Raw genomic sequence first — 17,285 nt, 5'->3', positions numbered from 1 at the left:
TTGTCTCTATAGCAATGGGACAGCTAGGTCTCTGATACTCTCAACGCGGTAAGCAGGCAAAAGCAGGGATGCTTTGGTCCCGATGTTCTCTTTGCTCTCGATTGCAAGTCGGCCGCCGTGCATTTCTATCAGGCGCTTGACCAGTGGCAGACCGATACCGACCCCGCCTACAAATTTCCGCCCGGTCTGTTGAATTTGGGCATAAGGCTGAAGGGCGAGGCGAATACCCTCTTCGTTCATGCCAATGCCCGAATCAATGACGTCAATTGTCAAAACGCCTGCATCGGAAAGCCCGGCGTTGAGAAGAATTTCGGGGTTGCCATCGTTATACTTCAATGCGTTCAGGATAAGATTCTGGAGCATTTGTGCCAGATAAACCTTATCGGCCCGGACGAAAATTTCGTGCTCCATGTCAGCGATCCGCACGCAGGCTCCGTCCGCACCGCTTTCCATAACGGCCAGGCGTTTTGCTTTTCCCAGAAGATCCCGCACGCCCACAAGCTCTTCTTTCATCTCCACATCGCCGGTGCGCAGGCGGGCGAAGTTCAACATGCGGTCGGCCAGGTTCACGACCTGCTCCGCCGTCTCCGACATCATGCAGAAAAATTCTAGATATCGTTCGTCGCCTGGGGGCCCGAAGATCTGACTCTCCAGTATCTTTGCGGAACTGCAGAGCGCAGCGACCGGGGACCTGATCTCGTGGGCTACGGTTGAAAAGAGATCGACGCGTGCCTTTTCCGCGCAATCGTTTTCGGGCGGCTGTGCCTCGTGCGACTTTACTCTGCGCTGGAGTTCGAGCATCTCCATCGCAGTCTTCGCAAAGTCTTTCAGGGTGGCTGTGTCGGCGCTGCTGAAGTCTTCGCGGGCTTCCACATCAATGACGCAGAAGGTTCCCAATCGAAAGCCGAGCGGTGTGATAAGTGGCGCGCCGGCATAAAACCGGATTTCCGGTGATCCGCAAACCAGGGTGTTGTCGGAGAACCTGGCGTCGCGGGTGGCGTCCAGGATAACCAGAGGCTCATTGGTCTGTATTGTGTGGCCGCAAAAGGCCGATTCGCGATCGGTCTCAACAGCCTCAAGGCCGTGTCCGGACTTAAACCACTGCCGGGTCTCGTCGACAAGCGATACCAGGGCGACCGGACACTTGAAATGCGCACTTGCGACGCGGGTGAGGCAATCCAAGGCTTCATTGGGGCCGGTATCCAATACGTCATAGGATTCGAGTGCTTCGAGCCTCTGCGTATCATTGAAGGGCACAGGAAACATCAGGCGCAAACCTTATGAAGGTAGTGTCGGGTAAGAGACTCTTAATCTTTAAATAATTTAAAATTTGTTAAATATAAATTTAAAGTTGCAGTTATTTTAGGGAAAACGGTCATATTTTCATGTGTTTAAGAAATGCACACCAGTGAATAGTATTTCCTTTGTCCGTGCTTATTTATTTACGTGTTAGGGAGGCTTTGTCTGCCGCAAAGAATTATTGCATGAGTGTAGCAAACAAAGGCCGGAGATGGTGGTAGAACCTGCATAGGCGCAAAGGCGTTGATTCGATAAACATCATATGTTTAGAGTCAGGGCATGGGTGGTATTGGCTTTTATGACCTGAAGCAGGCGCCGGGACCGGCGCCGAGCCTCGCGACCGACATGGCAAGGGATTTGGGCCGGCGAATTCTTGGCGGCGGCTACGAACCGGGCCGGTTGGTCGAGGACGAAGGCGCATTGGCGATGCGCTACCACGTGAGCCGATCGGTCGTTCGCGATGCGGTCAAGATACTCGTTGGCAAAGGTCTGTTGGAAGTTCGTCGCGGCGTTGGTACACGGGTTCGTCCGCGCGGCAGCTGGGGGCTCTTGGATGACGACGTGCTGGACTGGTATCAGTCGGCCGCACCTGACCGAGGCTTTTTGCGCCAGCTGATGGAAGCGCGCCGAATGTTCGAACCGAAAGCCGCGCGCTGGGCGGCCGAACGCGCCTCGGACGCCGAGAAAAGCGGGATCGAGACCGCAGTCAAACGCATGGAAGAGGAAAGAGGTTCGGTTGAGGACTTCGTTTTAGCTGATGCCTCCTTCCATGGCGCAATCCTTCGGGCGGCCCAGAATGAGTTTCTGATTGCGATGGAGGGCATGATCTACTCGGCCCTGCTCAGCAGCATCCGTTTGACAAACAAAGACCCAAGAGAAAACGAGGCCTCGATCCCGTTTCACCGACGGGTCTATGAGGCGATTGCAACCGGAGACGGGCCGCTGGCGGAAGCGGTTATGGAGCAGCTTCTTTCCGACGCCAATGAGCGGCTTGAACGAGAGTTGGAAATGGGGGCGTCTCGATGACGCTGTTCACGGTCATGAGATAGCGCGAGGCAGGGGCTATAAGTGTGATCCTTCTGGTACTGAAGGCACGAACAAAGAGCTGCCCGAAGAGGCAGCCTGAAAGGGGAGGTGGTTCAATAAAAACAAAAAGATAGGGCGGCGGCACAACGCCGTTTCCTGACAGCGCCGTGCTGTTAAACTGCATGGGCATTTGCCGCCGGAGCCACGGGAGCAGGATGCCTGAGATAGAAAGTCAATAGGGAGGAATCTATGTACGAGAAGAAAACCAAGACCCTGACGGGCTGCATTGCGGCGGTTGCCCTTGCAAGTCTGGCAGGCACTGCTGCGACGGCTGCGGAGACGAACCTGCGCATTCAGACCCATTTCGGCCCGGAGACGGTGTCCGGCAAACTTGCAGCGGAATACATCGACGATATTCAGACCATGTCCGGTGGCGAAATCAAGGTCGAGATGTTCTATTCCTCGTCCGTCGTGAAGTCGGTGGAGACCTTCGACGCGGCAGCGTCCGGGATCCTCGACTGTGATATGACCGGCGGCGCTTATCAAACCGGTAAGAACCCGGCGTTTCAGTTCGTCGGCGATATTATGGGCGGCTATGACACGCCTTATCAGCAGCTCTCCTGGCTCTATTACGGCGGCGGTCTGGAAGCCGCACAGAAGCTCTACAACAACTATGATATGCAGCTGATCGGCTGGTGGGTCCCGGGGCAGGAATCGCTCGCATCCTCGAAGCCGATCCGCAATGCGGCGGACTTCAAGGACTGGAAATTCCGCTCACCGCCCGGCATGGAAACCAAAATTTTTGAAAATCTTGGCGCAAGTCCGATCGTGATGGACTTCACGGAGATCTTCACGGCGCTCGAGACCGGTATTATTGACGGTGCCGATGCGTCCGGTATCGCGAACAACGTCGGTCTTGGTCTGTACGACCTGGTGAAGCACACCAACTATCCCGGCTTCCACTCCATGCCGTCAGACCACCTGGCGTGCAACAAGAGCGTTTGGGATGGCATGCCGGAGAACCATCAGCGGATCATGTCGACCGCGATGCAGGCATTGGCCCTGAAAACGGCGCTGACGTTTGAGAAAAAGAATGCCGAAGCTGCCGCCCAGCTCAAGGAGCAGGGCGTAAACGTCTACGACTGGTCGCCTGAAGACCGTCAGGCTTTCCGTGACGCCGCCCAGGCTGCCTGGGGTGACTTTGCAACCACTCCGGAAGCAAAGGCTCTGGTTGAGAGCCACATGGCGTATCTGCGCCAGCTCGGCCTCGTAAAGTAGGCCTGAAATAGCTGCAGGCGGCTAAGACTCCTGGTCAAATTTTCTGGCCGCCTGCAGTGTCTTTTTGCCTGAGAAGGCTCTCATGAAGATCACCGAAGTCGTTAGCCACGTCCTGCAGTACGATCTGCCGGAGGAGCTCGGGTATTCTCAGCAGTATTATGCGAAACGTTCGGCGCATCTGGTGGAAGTCCGAACAGACGAAGGCCTGAGCGGATGGGGCGAGTGTTTCGGCCCGGGCAACGTGGCGCTGGCCAACAAAACAATTGTCGAGCGCGTCATTCAGCCGATGATCATCGGCCATGATCCGGTCGACCGGGAAGTGATTTGGCACAAGGTCTACAATCTGCTGCGTGATCACGCGCAGAAGGGGATGCCGCTTCAGGCCCTGTCGGGCGTCGATATCGCACTCTGGGATCTGACGGGCAAGATTACCGGTTTGCCCCTCTGTAAGCTGATCGGCGGACAACAGCGCGACCGGGTGCCGGTCTACGGTTATGGGATGATGCTAAAGCGGGAAGATCTCGCGTCCCACCTGTCCCGTTTCGAAGAGGAAGCAGCCGCGATCAAGGCTGCCGGTTTCGCTGCAACGAAAATGAAACTCGGTCTTGGCGCGAAGAGCGATGTCCGTCTGGCCGAGGCTGTTCGGCGCGGCGTGGGTGATGACTTCCCGTTTATGGCCGATGCCAATCACTGCTACACAACGAACGACGCGCTGTTTGTCGGTGAGGCACTTTCTGAATTGGACGCTTACTGGTTTGAAGAGCCCGTGGCGCCGGAAGACCTGGATGGTTACCGGGAGCTGAGAACAAGGCTAAAGGTCAATATCTCGGGAGGCGAGGCGGAATTCACACGCTGGGGCTGGCGTCATCTGCTGGAGGGCAGGTGTCTGGATATCGCTCAGCCGGAGGTTTGCGCGCTGGGCGGGATCTCCGAGTATCTTAAAGTGGTTGCGCTTGCCCACACGCATTTCACGCCGGTCGTCAATCATGTCTGGGGTTCAGCTGTCGCGGTCGCTGCCAATCTTCATCTGCTGGCGGCGATGCCGCCGCTTCCCGGCGGGCTCTTTCCGCGTGAACCCTTGTTGGAATTTGACACCACAGACAACCGTTTTCGCGACGAGCTGCTGGCAGAGCCGCTGGATATTCAGGGACAGGTCGTCAGGACCGGCGGTTTCGCCTCAGTGCCAGAGGGCCCCGGACTGGGTGTCGAGCCGGATCGTTCATTTATAGAACGCTACGCGATCACACTCTAAAGCTGTCCGATCCGAACCTCCCTCAGATTTTCGGCGTTCGTTACGATATCGGCCACGCGCTGGAAAGACGCTGGAGATCGGATTTCTTCAGGCTGTTTCTCTGCGCGAAGCTGATTTGTACCCCAAACGGGTGAGGCCTGCTCTCGATTAACTCACCCTTCAGACCAATCTGCACCTACAGACTTGTATATTTCCTTTCCAGAGGTGCTATATTAAATTTGTGAGTGTTCAAATGGTTTGGGGGACCTGGGGCTGTGAAACTCGTCGAGTTCAGATTGCTGGTGTGGCTGCTCGGACCCGCTCTTCTGCTCCCGCATTCCGCCTTGAGCCAAACTTATGAAACCGCACTCGATTCTCTCTACGCGGGGGATAGGGTCAAAGCGCTGGCGACCTGGAAGATCCTGGCTGCGCGCGGTGATGTCCGGGCCCAATACCGTCTGGCGCGGCTCTACGATCTCGATAGTGCTTCAGATGAAAAGAATATCGGGCGCGCCGTTGAGTGGTACGAGAGCGCGGCAAAGCAAGGCCTCGCCGATGCGCAAAACCGGCTGGGCGAATTGACAGCCGCAGGCAGTGCGGGCACGGCCGACCCGGTTCGGGCCGCAGAGTACTGGCGCGCAGCGGCTGAGCAGGGCCATCCGGCAGGCCAATACAATTTGGGGCTCGCCCATTTCCGCGGCGAGGGTGCCGAGGAGGACGCGGGCCTTGCAGAAGAATGGCTGCGCAAGTCGGCCAATGCTGGGTATGCATCCGCTCAGTTTGTCCTTGGACAACTGCGAAATGAAGGACTGCTCCTGAAGCAGAGTCAGGGACTGGCCCTGGCCTGGTATCTCCGCGCCGCTGACAGCGGTCACAAGGATGCGGCTGCTCAGGTTCGGGCACTCGTGGCGGCCGGGGTAGAGCCGCTTCTCCTGCCGGCGTCTGAGCCCGCAGCACCGCCCAGTGTGTCGGCAGAGGAAGTAAAGCTGACGGCACAAGAACTGGCCAGGGCCGAAATAGAGAACGCGGCCCTGGGTGAAAAACTGAATGAAGCCGAGGAAGCGAATGCAAAGCTGAAACTGGAATACGACAAGACAGTTGCACGCCTCGAAGCCCAAACCGACAAGGCCGAGGCTAACCTGACCGTCTTGACCCAGGAAGCCGCGGCGGCGGCACAGAACACAGCCCGACTGGAGGCGGCTGCGCAGGCCGCATCGCAGGACGCCGCACGCAGTGCAGACGCGCTCTCATTGGCAAACGGTGAGGTCCAGGCGCTTAAGACCGCGGTAAAAAACCTGGAAGCTGAGGCGACAGGCAGCCTTGAAGAACTCGAACTGGCGCGCAAGGAAATTGCCGCACTGACAGCCAAGGTCACGGAAAATCAGGAAGGGACGGCCACCACGGCGCAGGCCCTGGCGGCTGCGCAAACGGACATTGAGAAACTCACCGGGCAGCTGGAGGCGACGGAGGCCGCGGCGGCGACGGAAGTCAAGGCGCGCCGGTCGGGGGATGTCGAGGTTGCTGAACTTAAAAATGAGCTCACCGCCGTAAAGGAAAGTCTGACGGCCTTAAAGGCAGGCGCAGAAGCCGATAGAGAAAAACTGAGCAGCGAACTGGCGGTGGCACAAGAGGTGGTTGCGCGCCTGGAAGCCAGCAACGCTGCACTGGAAGAAAGCCTGAGAGGTGCTGAAGACACGGCGAAAACCCTGATGGCGGAACTGGAAGATGAAAATGCAGCCGTGGCACAAGAGGCGGCGCGTGTGAGCGCAGCGGCAAAACTCTGGGAGCAGGACGCCGCGAGCAAGGCGGGCGAACTGACAGGTCTTCGTGAAGAGCTTGCCCGAATGGATGAACAGCTGACGGCCGCGGACAGCAAACTGGCAGAGACAGAAGCTCTCATGGAGTCTCTGAAAACCGAACACGCGAGCGAACTTGGGCGCGCGCGGCAAGTGCTTCAAGCCTCCAGACAATCGGCAGTCTCCTCCCGCAATGACAATGCTGTCCTGACGGATCGGATCACCGAAGCCGAAGAGCGAATATCCGTGCTGACGGCTGCTCTTCAATCGGCTGAGAAGGCGCAGTCGGCGGAAACGGAAACCGCGGAGCGGCCAGCCGCCAATGAGATCGTTACAGAGGTCTCTGCAAAAGAAGCTCCGGTGGTGCAGGCCGTGCAAACCGCCGCGGTATCATCAGACGCGAACGTCGATGATCCAAACCTGAAGCGGGGCCGCGAGTTCCTGGCACTTGGTGACATCGCCTCCGCCCGGCTGTTTTACGAACTCTCCATGGATAGCGGTAACAAGCGAGCGGCCACTGAGATCGGTAAGACTTACGACCCGTTGTATCTGCGGAGCCTGAATGTGGTCGGCGCGCCGGGACAGCCTGAAAAAGCGAGAGAGTGGTACGAAATCGCGATTGAGGCCGGCGATCCAGATGCGATCGAGCGGCTCAAGGCATTGCAGATTTGGGAGCAGCGGTAAGCGCGGGATTTTCGAATATGCATGAGGAATAAAGAGTGTCAGGGGGAGAGAAAATGTTGAGAAGACTATTTCGAACGATAATCGGAGGCCTTGTTCTGCTGGCAGCGGGATCCGCGCATGCAGCTGACGATCTGCGGGAGCAGATCAACAAGGGGACCGTCAGCATCATCTCGGGCGGGATCAATGGAACCTACATCCGGATCGCAACGGATCTCGCCTCGGTGCTGGACAACAACGAGGATCTGCGTGTCCTTCCGATCATGGGCAAAGGCTCGGTCCAGAACATCGACGACATTCTTTATCTGCGCGGCATCGATATCGGCATTGTGCAATCCGACGTTTTCGCCTTCGTCAAGGAATCGAACCGGCATCCGACGATCGACAACCGGGTTCATTACATCACCAAGCTCTACAATGAAGAATTTCACCTTCTGGTCTCGAAAGACATTAAAAGTGTCGAAGACCTGGCGGGAAAGAAGGTCAATTTCGGGGTACGGGGCAGCGGCACCTTCATGACCGCTTCCATCGTCTTCGACCGTCTCGGGGTCGCACCTGAGCCTGTCAGCTTCGACCAGGGGCTGGCCCTGGAGAAGGTCAAGTCCGGCGAGATTGCGGGACTGGTGTATGTCGCGGGCAAACCGGCGCAGCTCTTCAACAGCTTTGAGGCCGGCAACGGGCTGCAGTTGCTCCCGATCCCGCTAACGGAAAAAATTCTCGAGACCTATCTGCCATCCCGTTTTTCCCACGATGACTATCCGCAGCTCATCGCGGAAGGCGAGGCGGTCAAGACCCTGGCGGTGGGCGCCGTGATGGCGGTCTACAACTGGCCTCAAGACCATCCGCGGAGGCAGAAGACGATCAACTTTATCGATGCCTTCTTTTCGAAGTTTGCCGAATTTCAGCAGGCGCCGCGCCATCGCAAATGGCGGGAGGTCAGCCTGACGGCTGTCGTGCCCGGCTGGAATCGTTATCAGCCTGCGGAAGATTGGCTGGCGAAAAACATCGTGGCCGGAGACGAGACCGACAGCTCCAAGACCGCGTTCGAAGCTTTCCTGGCCAGTCAGGAGTCTTCTCTGTCCGAGAAGCTGTCAGATGACGCCAGCAAGGAAGAACTCTTCAAACTTTTCCAGCTTTGGCAGGCAAGTCAAAGCCAATAGCGCGAGACCAGGTTTTTCTGCGCCAGGGCTGAGAGGCGCGTTATCGGCGAGCCAATATGTACACTGAATACTACGACCTGAAGGGGAGCCCGTTCCGCCTGAACCCCGACCACCGGTTCTTCTATGTGGCCGAACCGCACAAAAAGGCGTTGGCGCATTTGCGATATGCGTTGAACCGGAACGAGGGCTTTGTCGTCATCACAGGCGAGGTTGGCGCCGGAAAGACCACGCTGGTCAATCGCATTCTCTCCGAGCTGGAAGAATCACGCTACGTCACCGGGACCATCGTAACGTCGCTCGTCCAGCACGAGGATCTGCTGCCCCTTATCGCGGCAACCTTCGGCATTGAACCGGAAGCCGAAAACAAAGCCTCTTTGCTCATGGGGATCCGTACCTTTCTCGAGGAAGAGCGGGCGCTGAGCCGCCGTCCGATCCTCTTCGTCGATGAGGTTCAAAATCTGCCGGAGTCCTCGCTTGAGGAACTCAGGATGCTCTCTAACTTCAGCCTGCCTGGCGAATCGCTGTTGCAGATCTTTCTGGTCGGGCAGCCGGAGTTCAGGGAGACTCTGGCCGATGAGCGGATGGAACAACTCAGGCAGAGAGTGGTCACATCCTGTCATCTCGGTGCGCTGCATGCCGACGATACGCGCAGCTATATCTATCATCGTCTCAGCTTTGCAAACTGGAGCGGTAAGCCTGAATTTTCCGACCCTGCTCTCGAAGCAATCCATCTCTTGAGTGACGGCGTTCCGAGGCGCATCAACGTCATCTGTGACCGTCTGTTGTTGCATGGCTTCCTGGAGCAGCTGCAGCGTATCGATCACGAGGCGGTGGCTGCCGTTGCCCGGGATATGATGGACGAGGGTCTGTTGACGGTCCTTGCCGGGGTGCCGGATGCCAGGACTCCGGAAGAGAGCGAGATCGCTTCAGCCAGTGAAGTGACGGAAACGCCTGACGCCCGAATTCTCCACGGTGAGTCCTCTGTCAATGAAAGCGCCATCGAACCATTATCCGATTCATTAAGTGACCCTGAGCCGGAGTCAAAGGCAGATCTCGAGCCGGGAGAAGCAATGGCAGCTGGCGAGAACGGGGCTTCCATCGCCGGGCTTTCCGACGCCTTAACTGAAGAAGGAATTTATATAGAGGATGCGCCCTCCGATCCCGAGGTTGAAGAGAAGGGTAGCCAGCGAGAGAGTTCCGAAGAGGAGCTGTTCGAGACTCTGCCGCATTCAACGGAGGAAACTGAAGACCATTTAGAGGATGACGCCGTCGGTCTTTCACCGCCGCGCGATACTGTCATTCCTCGCAGACGACCCGCGCCACTGGCCCGATATGGTCTGGCGGCCTCTATCGTCCTGGTCGCGGTTGCCTTGCCGGCAGGTCTTCTGTTTCAAGTGCCGGAGACGTTGGCTCCGCAGGATGAGACTCTAACGCTTGCCCGGAACGTCGTGGAGAAGGAGAGCATCGAACAGCTGCCGGAGGTCATTGCGGCAGCGCTCACAGCCTCTGACGACAAATCGCTTGCTGAAGAGGCTCTCTTTCAACCGGCCTCGGATGTCGCGGCTGGCAAATCGAGTCCGGAGACAGTCATTCCCAATCAATTGCAGCCCGGTGAGCTGACGACCGCTGTGGCACCAACTGCAACGGATCCCGGTGCCGTCGAGAGGGCGGATTCCGGGAACGAACTGCTGCCAGAACCGGAGAGTCTCTTGAAGTCAGTAGACTCGGCGCGACCGGCAAGTCAGAGCGAGCCTCTCGAAGACCGCTTTCTCATTCAATTGGCGGCCCTGCGCTCGGCCGAGGAGGCGTCTCAACTTCATCAGCAGTTCGAAGCGGCTTTCCAGGATCTGCTGAAGGGTTTCGACTTGAGGGTTCATAAAGCGGAGATCGCTGGCACGGGTTACTTCCGCGTTATGACCGAAGTCGGTGCGGACCGTGAAACCATGTCCGTAGCCTGCGCCAAGATAAAGAGTACAGGTCAGGATTGCATCCTGGTTCTGGATACCACTGCGACCGACCGCGCGGTGAACTAAGATCAAGTCAACTGGGGAATGAGGACAAAAAGCCAGAGAATTGGCTCCGCGGGCAGGACTCGAACCTGCGACAAGGTGGTTAACAGCCACCTGCTCTACCAACTGAGCTACCGCGGAACAAAGGACTCCGGCAAGGGGCCGGAAGGCCGGTGTTGCTCCCAAGTGGGAGCGGCGGGGTTATATCAAACACCTCGCAGGGCTGCAAATGGTTTGGGGGCTTTTTTTCATTTTTTATGACGGTCCCGATTCATTCGGGACTCTTGCGTTGCGCGGCAGGCATTGAAACCTGTTTATCAGGCGCCAGCCGCCACGGTCAGGATACAGTTCGCAACCGCGATGTAATCGGAGTTGGGCATGTGAAACCACCTCAGGAATTCAGCTGTCGAGAGATCGCCGGACAGCCAGTTTTCCAGATAGACCCGGCTGATGGGATGCAGGCGCTCGGGCAAACAGACCGCAATGCTCTCTCTCAACATCCCAGTGTTCCGGTGTTGTTTCAGACAAGATCCGTTTCCGGTAAGCGGTGTTACCGAGCGTTTCCGAGCGCAAGACTATATGAAAATGCAGGTTTGGCATAGCTGAGCAGGAACGGACAGGGGTCATGTTCCCTTGGAAACGGATTGGAAGGGTTCTTTTCACTACCTGAGGTGAGGCCCGACTCCGGGATGCTTTCACCTTAAAGTCCCTATCAAGGAAGGGAGCCGGACAGGTCGGGGAGAAATCTGGAGGCCCGGGCCGGAATCGAACCGACGTACAAGGATTTGCAATCCTCTGCATAACCACTCTGCTACCGGGCCTCAGCAGTCTGTACCTGTGGCAATAGAACAACAGGTAAAACGACTGAGACGCGAGGTATAAAGAGAGGGATTATCGGGGTCAAGCGGTCAAGTGCGATTAACGGGGCCGCAGTGGGTCGGGTGAATTCGGGTGTATTGGCATTGCTCGGGGCTGTCTGAGCGATTGTCATCGTCCGATGCCCGTCATATAACGACGCAGAGACCTCGCGTATGGAAGATTCGCGGCTTCGTGCCTGTACTGCAAGCAGATGACGAGACAGAAATGACCGATTTCAATGCGGCCCGCGCAACGATGGTGGATAGCCAGCTTCGGACCAACAAGGTGACCGACCTGAAGGTGATCGAGAGCTTTGAGACCATCCCCCGAGAAGTCTTCCTGCCCGAGACGCTCCGCGGCATTGCCTATGTTGATGAAGACCTCGCCATAGGCGATGGGCGTTATGTCATGGAGCCCATGGTTTTGGCGCGGCTGATCCAAGCCGCGGCTCCGACAAGCGAGGACATTGTCCTGGAGGTCGGCGCCGCAAGAGGCTACGGCACGGCGATCCTTGCGCAGATTGCGGCAACGGTGGTCGGACTCGATAGTGACGAGGCGCTGGTCGAGACTGCCAATGAGACCCTGAACGATATGGGGATTGACAATGCGGTCGTCGTCACGGGCGCGATGACGGCAGGCTATGCCAAACAGGCGCCTTATGATGTTATCCTCTTCAGTGGTGCGGTTACGGCAGTTCCCGCATCCGTCATCGAACAGCTGGCAGAAGGCGGACGGTTGGCTGCCGTGATACAAGACGAGGGTGGTGTGGGGCGGGCCACGCTTATGCAGCGCGTTGGCGCCAATGTATCCGCCAGACCGCTTTTCGATGCCTCAACACCGATCCTCAGCGGGTTCGAACGAAAAGACGAATTTGTATTTTGACCTTGGTGACAAGGACCACACATCCTCTGGTGGGTTTTGGGCCCGCAGAGATTTTTAAACGGCATTTGGGAGCGGCTAGGTGAAAATGAAATCGGCAGAATCTAAATCGTCCGAGACGGTCCGCCGACTGGGTGTGTTTGCAACGCTCGCATCCGTTATGCTCTGGACTCCGTCGGGCGCGGTCGCGCAAACCCTGCCCGAGGCTCTATCGCAAGCCTATGACACGAACCCGACGCTTCGCGCCGCCCGCGCGCAGTTGCGCTCGGTTAACGAAAACGTCCCGCAGGAGCTCTCCAACTGGCGGCCCAACGTCACGGCCGGAACATCGGTTGGTAAGCGCCGGTCGGAGTTTGAATCCGATACCACTGACAGCGAGGACTCACTCACACCCTTCACGGCGAACGTAGATGTAACTCAACCGCTTTACAGGGGCGGCAGGACCATTGCTGGGACCGAACGCGCCGAGAACGAGGTCAGGGCGCAGCGGGAGATTGTCCGCTCCACGGAGCAGTCTGTCCTGCTGAATGCGGCGACAAGCTACACCGACGTCTGGCGGGATCAGGCCGTTTTGCAGCTGAATATCAGCAATGAAGACGTCATCGGTCAGCAGTTGGAGGCAACCGGCGACCGCTTTGAAGTCGGTGAGGTGACCCGAACCGATGTGGCGCAGGCCGAAACCCGTCTGGCCACTGCGGTTTCGGATCGGATCGCCGCCGAAGGCAGTCTTGCAACCAGTCGCGCGGTGTATCAGGAAGTCATCGGGTCATTTCCGGGCACCCTGGTGACACCGCCCGTACCGGTCAATCTGCCGGCCACTCAGGATGAGGTTGTTACACTGGCGACCGAGAATAACCCGGATGTAACTTCCGCCGTCTTTACCGAGCGTGCGGCGGAAAAGAATGTGCGTCAGGTCAAAGGCGAACTCTATCCGGAGGTCAACCTGGTCGGCTCGCTCTCGCACCAAGACGAGGTCAGCAACTCTGATACAGAGACCGATTCCGCCTCCATTATCGCCCAGGTCTCAATCCCGATTTACCAGCAGGGCAGCGTCTACAGCCGGGTGCGTGCCGCAAAGCAGATTTCCAGCCAACGCCGTGTCGAGATCGAGGAGCAGCGCCGCCGGGCGGAACAGATTGCAGTTTCCGCCTGGGAAGACCTCCAGACGGCGCGGGCCCAGATCAGGTCCTTCGAGTCAGCGGTTGCATCGGCTGAAATCGCTCTGGAAGGCGTGCGTCAGGAAAATGAGGTCGGCGCGCGGACCATTCTGGATATCCTGGATGCCGAGCAGGAACTTCTGAATGCGCAGGTGAGCCTGGTGGGTGCGCAGCGCGATGAGGTTGTTGCCGGATATCAGGTCCTCTCCGCGATCGGACAGCTCAGCGCTGGCGAGATTGCATTGCCGGTCGAGGTTTATGACGTCGAAGCCGATTATCGCGCCGTTCGGAACAAGTGGTTCGGTATTACCGCCCCTGGCACAGAATAAATTCAGCACTTTAACCGTTGTTAACCACCTTGTGTTATTCCGTGGGGGCAAACGGCTTGCTATTGCAGTTATGTTAACTCTGTTTTTTTACCAGGATGCCTGATCGATGAGTGATCAACAGAACCAAGACGAACCGTCAATGGAGGAAATTCTCGCTTCCATCAGGCGGATCATTTCTGAAGACGATCCCGAAGAAGGTGAGGGTGAAAAGGCGGAGGCCGCAGAGGCGGAAACCCCAGAGGAAGATGCCCAGGAAGATGCCGATACAGATGCCGGAGAAGATTCTGCCGACGATGAGGAAGAGGAATTGGAGTTGACCGAGAAGGTCAATCCGGACGGCTCTGAAATAGGCGCTGAACCAGAAGAACAGGCGGCGGAGGCCGAAGAAGAAATCCCTGAGCCCAAGCCAATTCTTGATGATGACTTCGGAGAAGCGGAAGTCGAGCCGGAACCCGAGCCCGAACCTGAGCCCGAAGAGGTCGCGGCTGAGGCAGAGCCGGAGACGCTGGACGTCGCTCTCGAGCCTGATGAGGACTTGCCGCCGGTTGCCGATGATGAGAGCCTGATTTCAGAACCTACTCAGGTTGCGGCAAGCACAGCACTCTCGGAAATCGCAAAGGCTGCGCTGACTCAGCGTGCCCTTATGGTCGGTGATGGCCGTACGATCGAAGACCTGGTCCGTGAAGCTTTGCGGCCGGAGCTCAAGCTCTGGCTGGACGCGAATTTGGCCAGCATGGTCGAACGGATTGTTCGTGAAGAGATCAAAAAAATGGTCCGCCGGGTTGAGAATCAGTAATTCCACCGGTAAACACTTCATCTGATAGCTGGTTCTTTCCGGCAAAATTCTCAAAATACAGCCCGATCCGCTGGCCGGGGCTTCTGATGGAGCTTGGCCGCCCGGGTATGAAAAGGATGACCCAGCGATGCTGGAGAAGACGTATCGGCCCAAAGAGGTCGAGGCGAAGCATTACGCCAAGTGGGTGGAGTCTGACGCCTTCAAGTCAGACGTAGAGTCCAACGCCGCCCCCTACACCATCATGATGCCGCCGCCCAACGTAACCGGCAGCCTGCACATGGGCCATGCGTTAACCTTTACGCTGCAGGACATTCTTATCCGATATCAGCGCATGACCGGCCAGGATGCTCTCTGGCAGCCGGGCTCCGACCATGCGGGCATCGCCACGCAGATGGTCGTTGAGCGTCAGCTGGCTGAACAGGGCATGAACCGTCATGACCTTGGGCGGGAGAAGTTCCTGAACCGGGTTTGGGACTGGAAGGCGGAATCCGGTGGAACCATCGTGCGGCAGCTGCGGCGGCTTGGAGCCTCCGCCGACTGGGAGCGTGAGCGCTTCACCATGGACGAAGGGCTCTCCCATGCGGTGCGCAAGGTCTTTGTTGCGCTCCATAAACAGGGACTGATCTACAAAGACAAGCGCCTGGTCAATTGGGACCCCAAGCTGCATACGGCGATTTCGGACCTCGAAGTCATCCAGACCGAGACCAACGGACATCTCTGGCATTTCCGCTATCCCATTGAGAACAGCGACCAGTATGTCGTGGTGGCAACCACGCGGCCGGAAACCATGCTCGGCGATAGCGGCGTCGCGGTTCATCCCGAAGACGAGCGTTACCGGGATCTCGTTGGCAAGCACGTGATCCTGCCTCTGGTCGGCCGACGCATCCCGATCGTCGCAGATGATTATGCCGATCCGGAAACCGGCAGCGGCGCAGTCAAAATGACTCCGGCGCACGACTTCAATGACTTCGAAGTAGGCCGCCGACACAGTCTCGAAATGATCAATATCTTCGATCGGGACGCGAAGCTAAACGACGAGGTCCCTGAGAAATACCGGGGCATGGACCGTTTCGACGCCCGCAAGCTTGTGGTCGCCGATATGGAGGCTGCCGGGCTGCTGGAGAAGGTCGATGACCACCCGCATACGGTGCCGCACGGTGATCGCGGCGGCGTCCCTATCGAGCCCTGGCTGACCGATCAATGGTACGTGGACGCCGAGACCCTCGCCAAGCCGGCCATCAAAGCGGTGGAGGAGGGGCGGACCAAGTTCGTCCCGCAGCAGTGGGAAAACACCTATTTCGAGTGGATGCGCAACATCCAGCCCTGGTGTATTTCGCGCCAGATCTGGTGGGGACATCAGATCCCGGCCTGGTACGGTCCCGACGGCACAACCTTCGTCGAGGAGACGGAAGAAGCCGCGCAGGCCGCCGCCGAGGCTCATTACGGCAAGACGGTCGAACTCGCCCGTGACGAAGATGTCCTGGATACCTGGTTCTCATCAGCGCTCTGGCCTTTCTCCACCTTGGGCTGGCCGGAGGAGACACCGGAACTTGCCCGCTATTATCCGGGCGATGTGCTGGTCACCGGCTTTGACATCATTTTCTTCTGGGTCGCGCGTATGATGATGATGGGCCTTCATTTCATGGAGGATGTGCCCTTCCATACGGTCTACATCCATGCTCTCGTGCGCGACGAGCACGGGCAGAAGATGTCAAAATCCAAGGGCAATGTTATCGACCCGCTTGATCTGATCGAGAAGTACAGCTGCGATTCCCTGCGTTTCACCCTGGCGGCCATGGCCGCGCCCGGTCGCGATATTAAAATGTCCGAGTCGCGGGTCGAGGGCTACCGCAACTTCGCCACCAAACTCTGGAATGCGGCCCGTTTCAGCCTGATGAATGGGGCGGAACTGGATCCTGCGTTCGATCCACGGGCATGCAAGCTGCAGATCAACCGTTGGATCGTCGGCAAGGTGGCGCAGGCGCGACTGGATCTGGATAAGGCCTTCGAGGCCTATCGCTTCAATGATGCAGCCAATGTGCTCTACCACTTCGCCTGGCACGAGTTCTGTGACTGGTATCTGGAATTCACGAAACCGGTGATTGGCGGCGAGGACGAAACGGCGGCAGCCGAAACTCGTGCGGCTGTGGCCTGGACCCTCTCACAGCTTCTGCATCTGCTTCATCCCATCATGCCTTTCATCAGCGAAGAACTCTGGGAAACGCTGAGTGGCGATGCCGGCGACCCGCTGATTGCCGCTGCCTGGCCGGATCTGGGTGCGGACATGATTGATGCCGAAGTGACGGCCGATATCGACTGGGTCATCAAGGTCATCTCGGAGATCCGTGCGATTCGGGCCGAGATGAACGTCCCGCCTTCGTCTAAGGCGAATGTCTTGGTCTGCGATGCCGGCGAGACGAGCCGCAAGCGGGTGGCGGAGCAGGCGGAGATTATCAAGGGTCTCGCACGTCTGGAGCAGTTTGAGACGCGCGATGAGGCTGCGCCAAAAGGATGCGTGCAGATCGTCGTGGACGAAGCCACGCTTGCCTTGCCGTTGGCGGATCTGATCGATCTGGACGAAGAGCGGGCGCGCTTGAACCGTGAGATCGAAAAGATCGAGGGTGACATCGCCAAGGTGGACAAAAAGCTGGCCAATGAGAGCTTTGTGTCCCGGGCGCCGGCAGAAGTGGTGGCCGAACAGCGTGCGCGCAAGGAAGAATCCCTGCAATCCCGCGAGAAACTGACGGCAGCCCTGGAGCGTCTTGGGAGCGCTTGACGTCATCCCG

General features: G+C 57.9%; 12 protein-coding genes and 2 tRNA genes. 10 read left to right on the top strand and 4 right to left on the bottom strand.

Annotated elements, in window-relative coordinates; genetic code table 11:
• Positions 1-6: 6 nt before the first annotated feature.
• Positions 7-1,266: a GAF domain-containing sensor histidine kinase gene (locus FKG95_RS16915; RefSeq protein WP_142897551.1), complete on the bottom strand. Its 1,260-nt coding sequence runs from the start codon at positions 1,264-1,266 to the stop codon at positions 7-9.
• Between the two features lie 312 nt (positions 1,267-1,578).
• On the opposite strand from FKG95_RS16915, the gene FKG95_RS16910 reads away from it, so the two are divergent.
• The 6 genes from FKG95_RS16910 to FKG95_RS16885 all read left to right on the top strand — a co-directional run bounded on the left by FKG95_RS16910 (position 1,579) and on the right by FKG95_RS16885 (position 10,504).
• Positions 1,579-2,325 (top strand): FadR/GntR family transcriptional regulator, encoded by a 747-nt coding sequence (locus tag FKG95_RS16910; protein ID WP_142897550.1) that lies wholly within the window; start codon positions 1,579-1,581, stop codon positions 2,323-2,325.
• 249 nt (positions 2,326-2,574) lie between these two features.
• Complete coding sequence (locus FKG95_RS16905) at positions 2,575-3,603, top strand: TRAP transporter substrate-binding protein (protein WP_142897549.1); 1,029 nt, start codon at positions 2,575-2,577, stop codon at positions 3,601-3,603.
• Between the two features lie 82 nt (positions 3,604-3,685).
• Complete coding sequence (locus FKG95_RS16900) at positions 3,686-4,855, top strand: mandelate racemase/muconate lactonizing enzyme family protein (protein ID WP_142897548.1); 1,170 nt, start codon at positions 3,686-3,688, stop codon at positions 4,853-4,855.
• A gap of 254 nt (positions 4,856-5,109) precedes the next feature.
• Entirely contained in the window at positions 5,110-7,314 is a 2,205-nt protein-coding gene (locus FKG95_RS16895; RefSeq protein ID WP_179954133.1) for an SEL1-like repeat protein, read from the top strand.
• 53 nt (positions 7,315-7,367) lie between these two features.
• Positions 7,368-8,471: a TAXI family TRAP transporter solute-binding subunit gene (locus tag FKG95_RS16890; RefSeq protein WP_142897546.1), complete on the top strand. Its 1,104-nt coding sequence runs from the start codon at positions 7,368-7,370 to the stop codon at positions 8,469-8,471.
• Positions 8,472-8,527: 56 nt separating this feature from the next.
• Positions 8,528-10,504: an AAA family ATPase gene (locus tag FKG95_RS16885; protein ID WP_142897545.1), complete on the top strand. Its 1,977-nt coding sequence runs from the start codon at positions 8,528-8,530 to the stop codon at positions 10,502-10,504.
• Between the two features lie 41 nt (positions 10,505-10,545).
• Here FKG95_RS16885 and FKG95_RS16880 read toward each other — a convergent pair.
• The 3 genes from FKG95_RS16880 to FKG95_RS16870 form a co-directional block, all read right to left on the bottom strand.
• A tRNA-Asn gene (locus tag FKG95_RS16880) sits at positions 10,546-10,621 on the bottom strand.
• Positions 10,622-10,797: 176 nt separating this feature from the next.
• Positions 10,798-10,980 carry a hypothetical protein gene (locus tag FKG95_RS16875; RefSeq protein WP_142897544.1) on the bottom strand — a complete coding sequence of 61 codons (183 nt, stop codon included), beginning with the start codon at positions 10,978-10,980 and terminating at the stop codon, positions 10,798-10,800.
• A gap of 247 nt (positions 10,981-11,227) precedes the next feature.
• Positions 11,228-11,301 (bottom strand) — tRNA-Cys (locus FKG95_RS16870).
• Between the two features lie 262 nt (positions 11,302-11,563).
• On the opposite strand from FKG95_RS16870, the gene FKG95_RS16865 reads away from it, so the two are divergent.
• The 4 genes from FKG95_RS16865 to FKG95_RS16850 all read left to right on the top strand — a co-directional run bounded on the left by FKG95_RS16865 (position 11,564) and on the right by FKG95_RS16850 (position 17,275).
• On the top strand, positions 11,564-12,220 hold the full coding sequence (locus tag FKG95_RS16865; RefSeq protein ID WP_142897543.1) for a protein-L-isoaspartate O-methyltransferase family protein: 657 nt from the start codon (positions 11,564-11,566) through the stop codon (positions 12,218-12,220).
• Between the two features lie 85 nt (positions 12,221-12,305).
• On the top strand, positions 12,306-13,703 hold the full coding sequence (locus FKG95_RS16860) for a TolC family outer membrane protein (RefSeq protein ID WP_246116812.1): 1,398 nt from the start codon (positions 12,306-12,308) through the stop codon (positions 13,701-13,703).
• Between the two features lie 106 nt (positions 13,704-13,809).
• Entirely contained in the window at positions 13,810-14,499 is a 690-nt protein-coding gene (locus FKG95_RS16855) for a DUF2497 domain-containing protein (protein ID WP_142897542.1), read from the top strand.
• A 127-nt stretch (positions 14,500-14,626) separates the two neighbouring features.
• The gene (locus FKG95_RS16850) at positions 14,627-17,275 is read left to right on the top strand and encodes a valine--tRNA ligase (protein ID WP_142897541.1); all 2,649 of its coding nucleotides are present in this window, start codon (positions 14,627-14,629) and stop codon (positions 17,273-17,275) included.
• Positions 17,276-17,285 lie beyond the last annotated feature (10 nt).

This window comes from Denitrobaculum tricleocarpae, from assembly GCF_007004665.1.
In the GTDB taxonomy this organism is placed as follows: domain Bacteria; phylum Pseudomonadota; class Alphaproteobacteria; order Kiloniellales; family Kiloniellaceae; genus Denitrobaculum; species Denitrobaculum tricleocarpae.
This window is presented reverse-complemented; position numbering and strand designations above follow the sequence as displayed.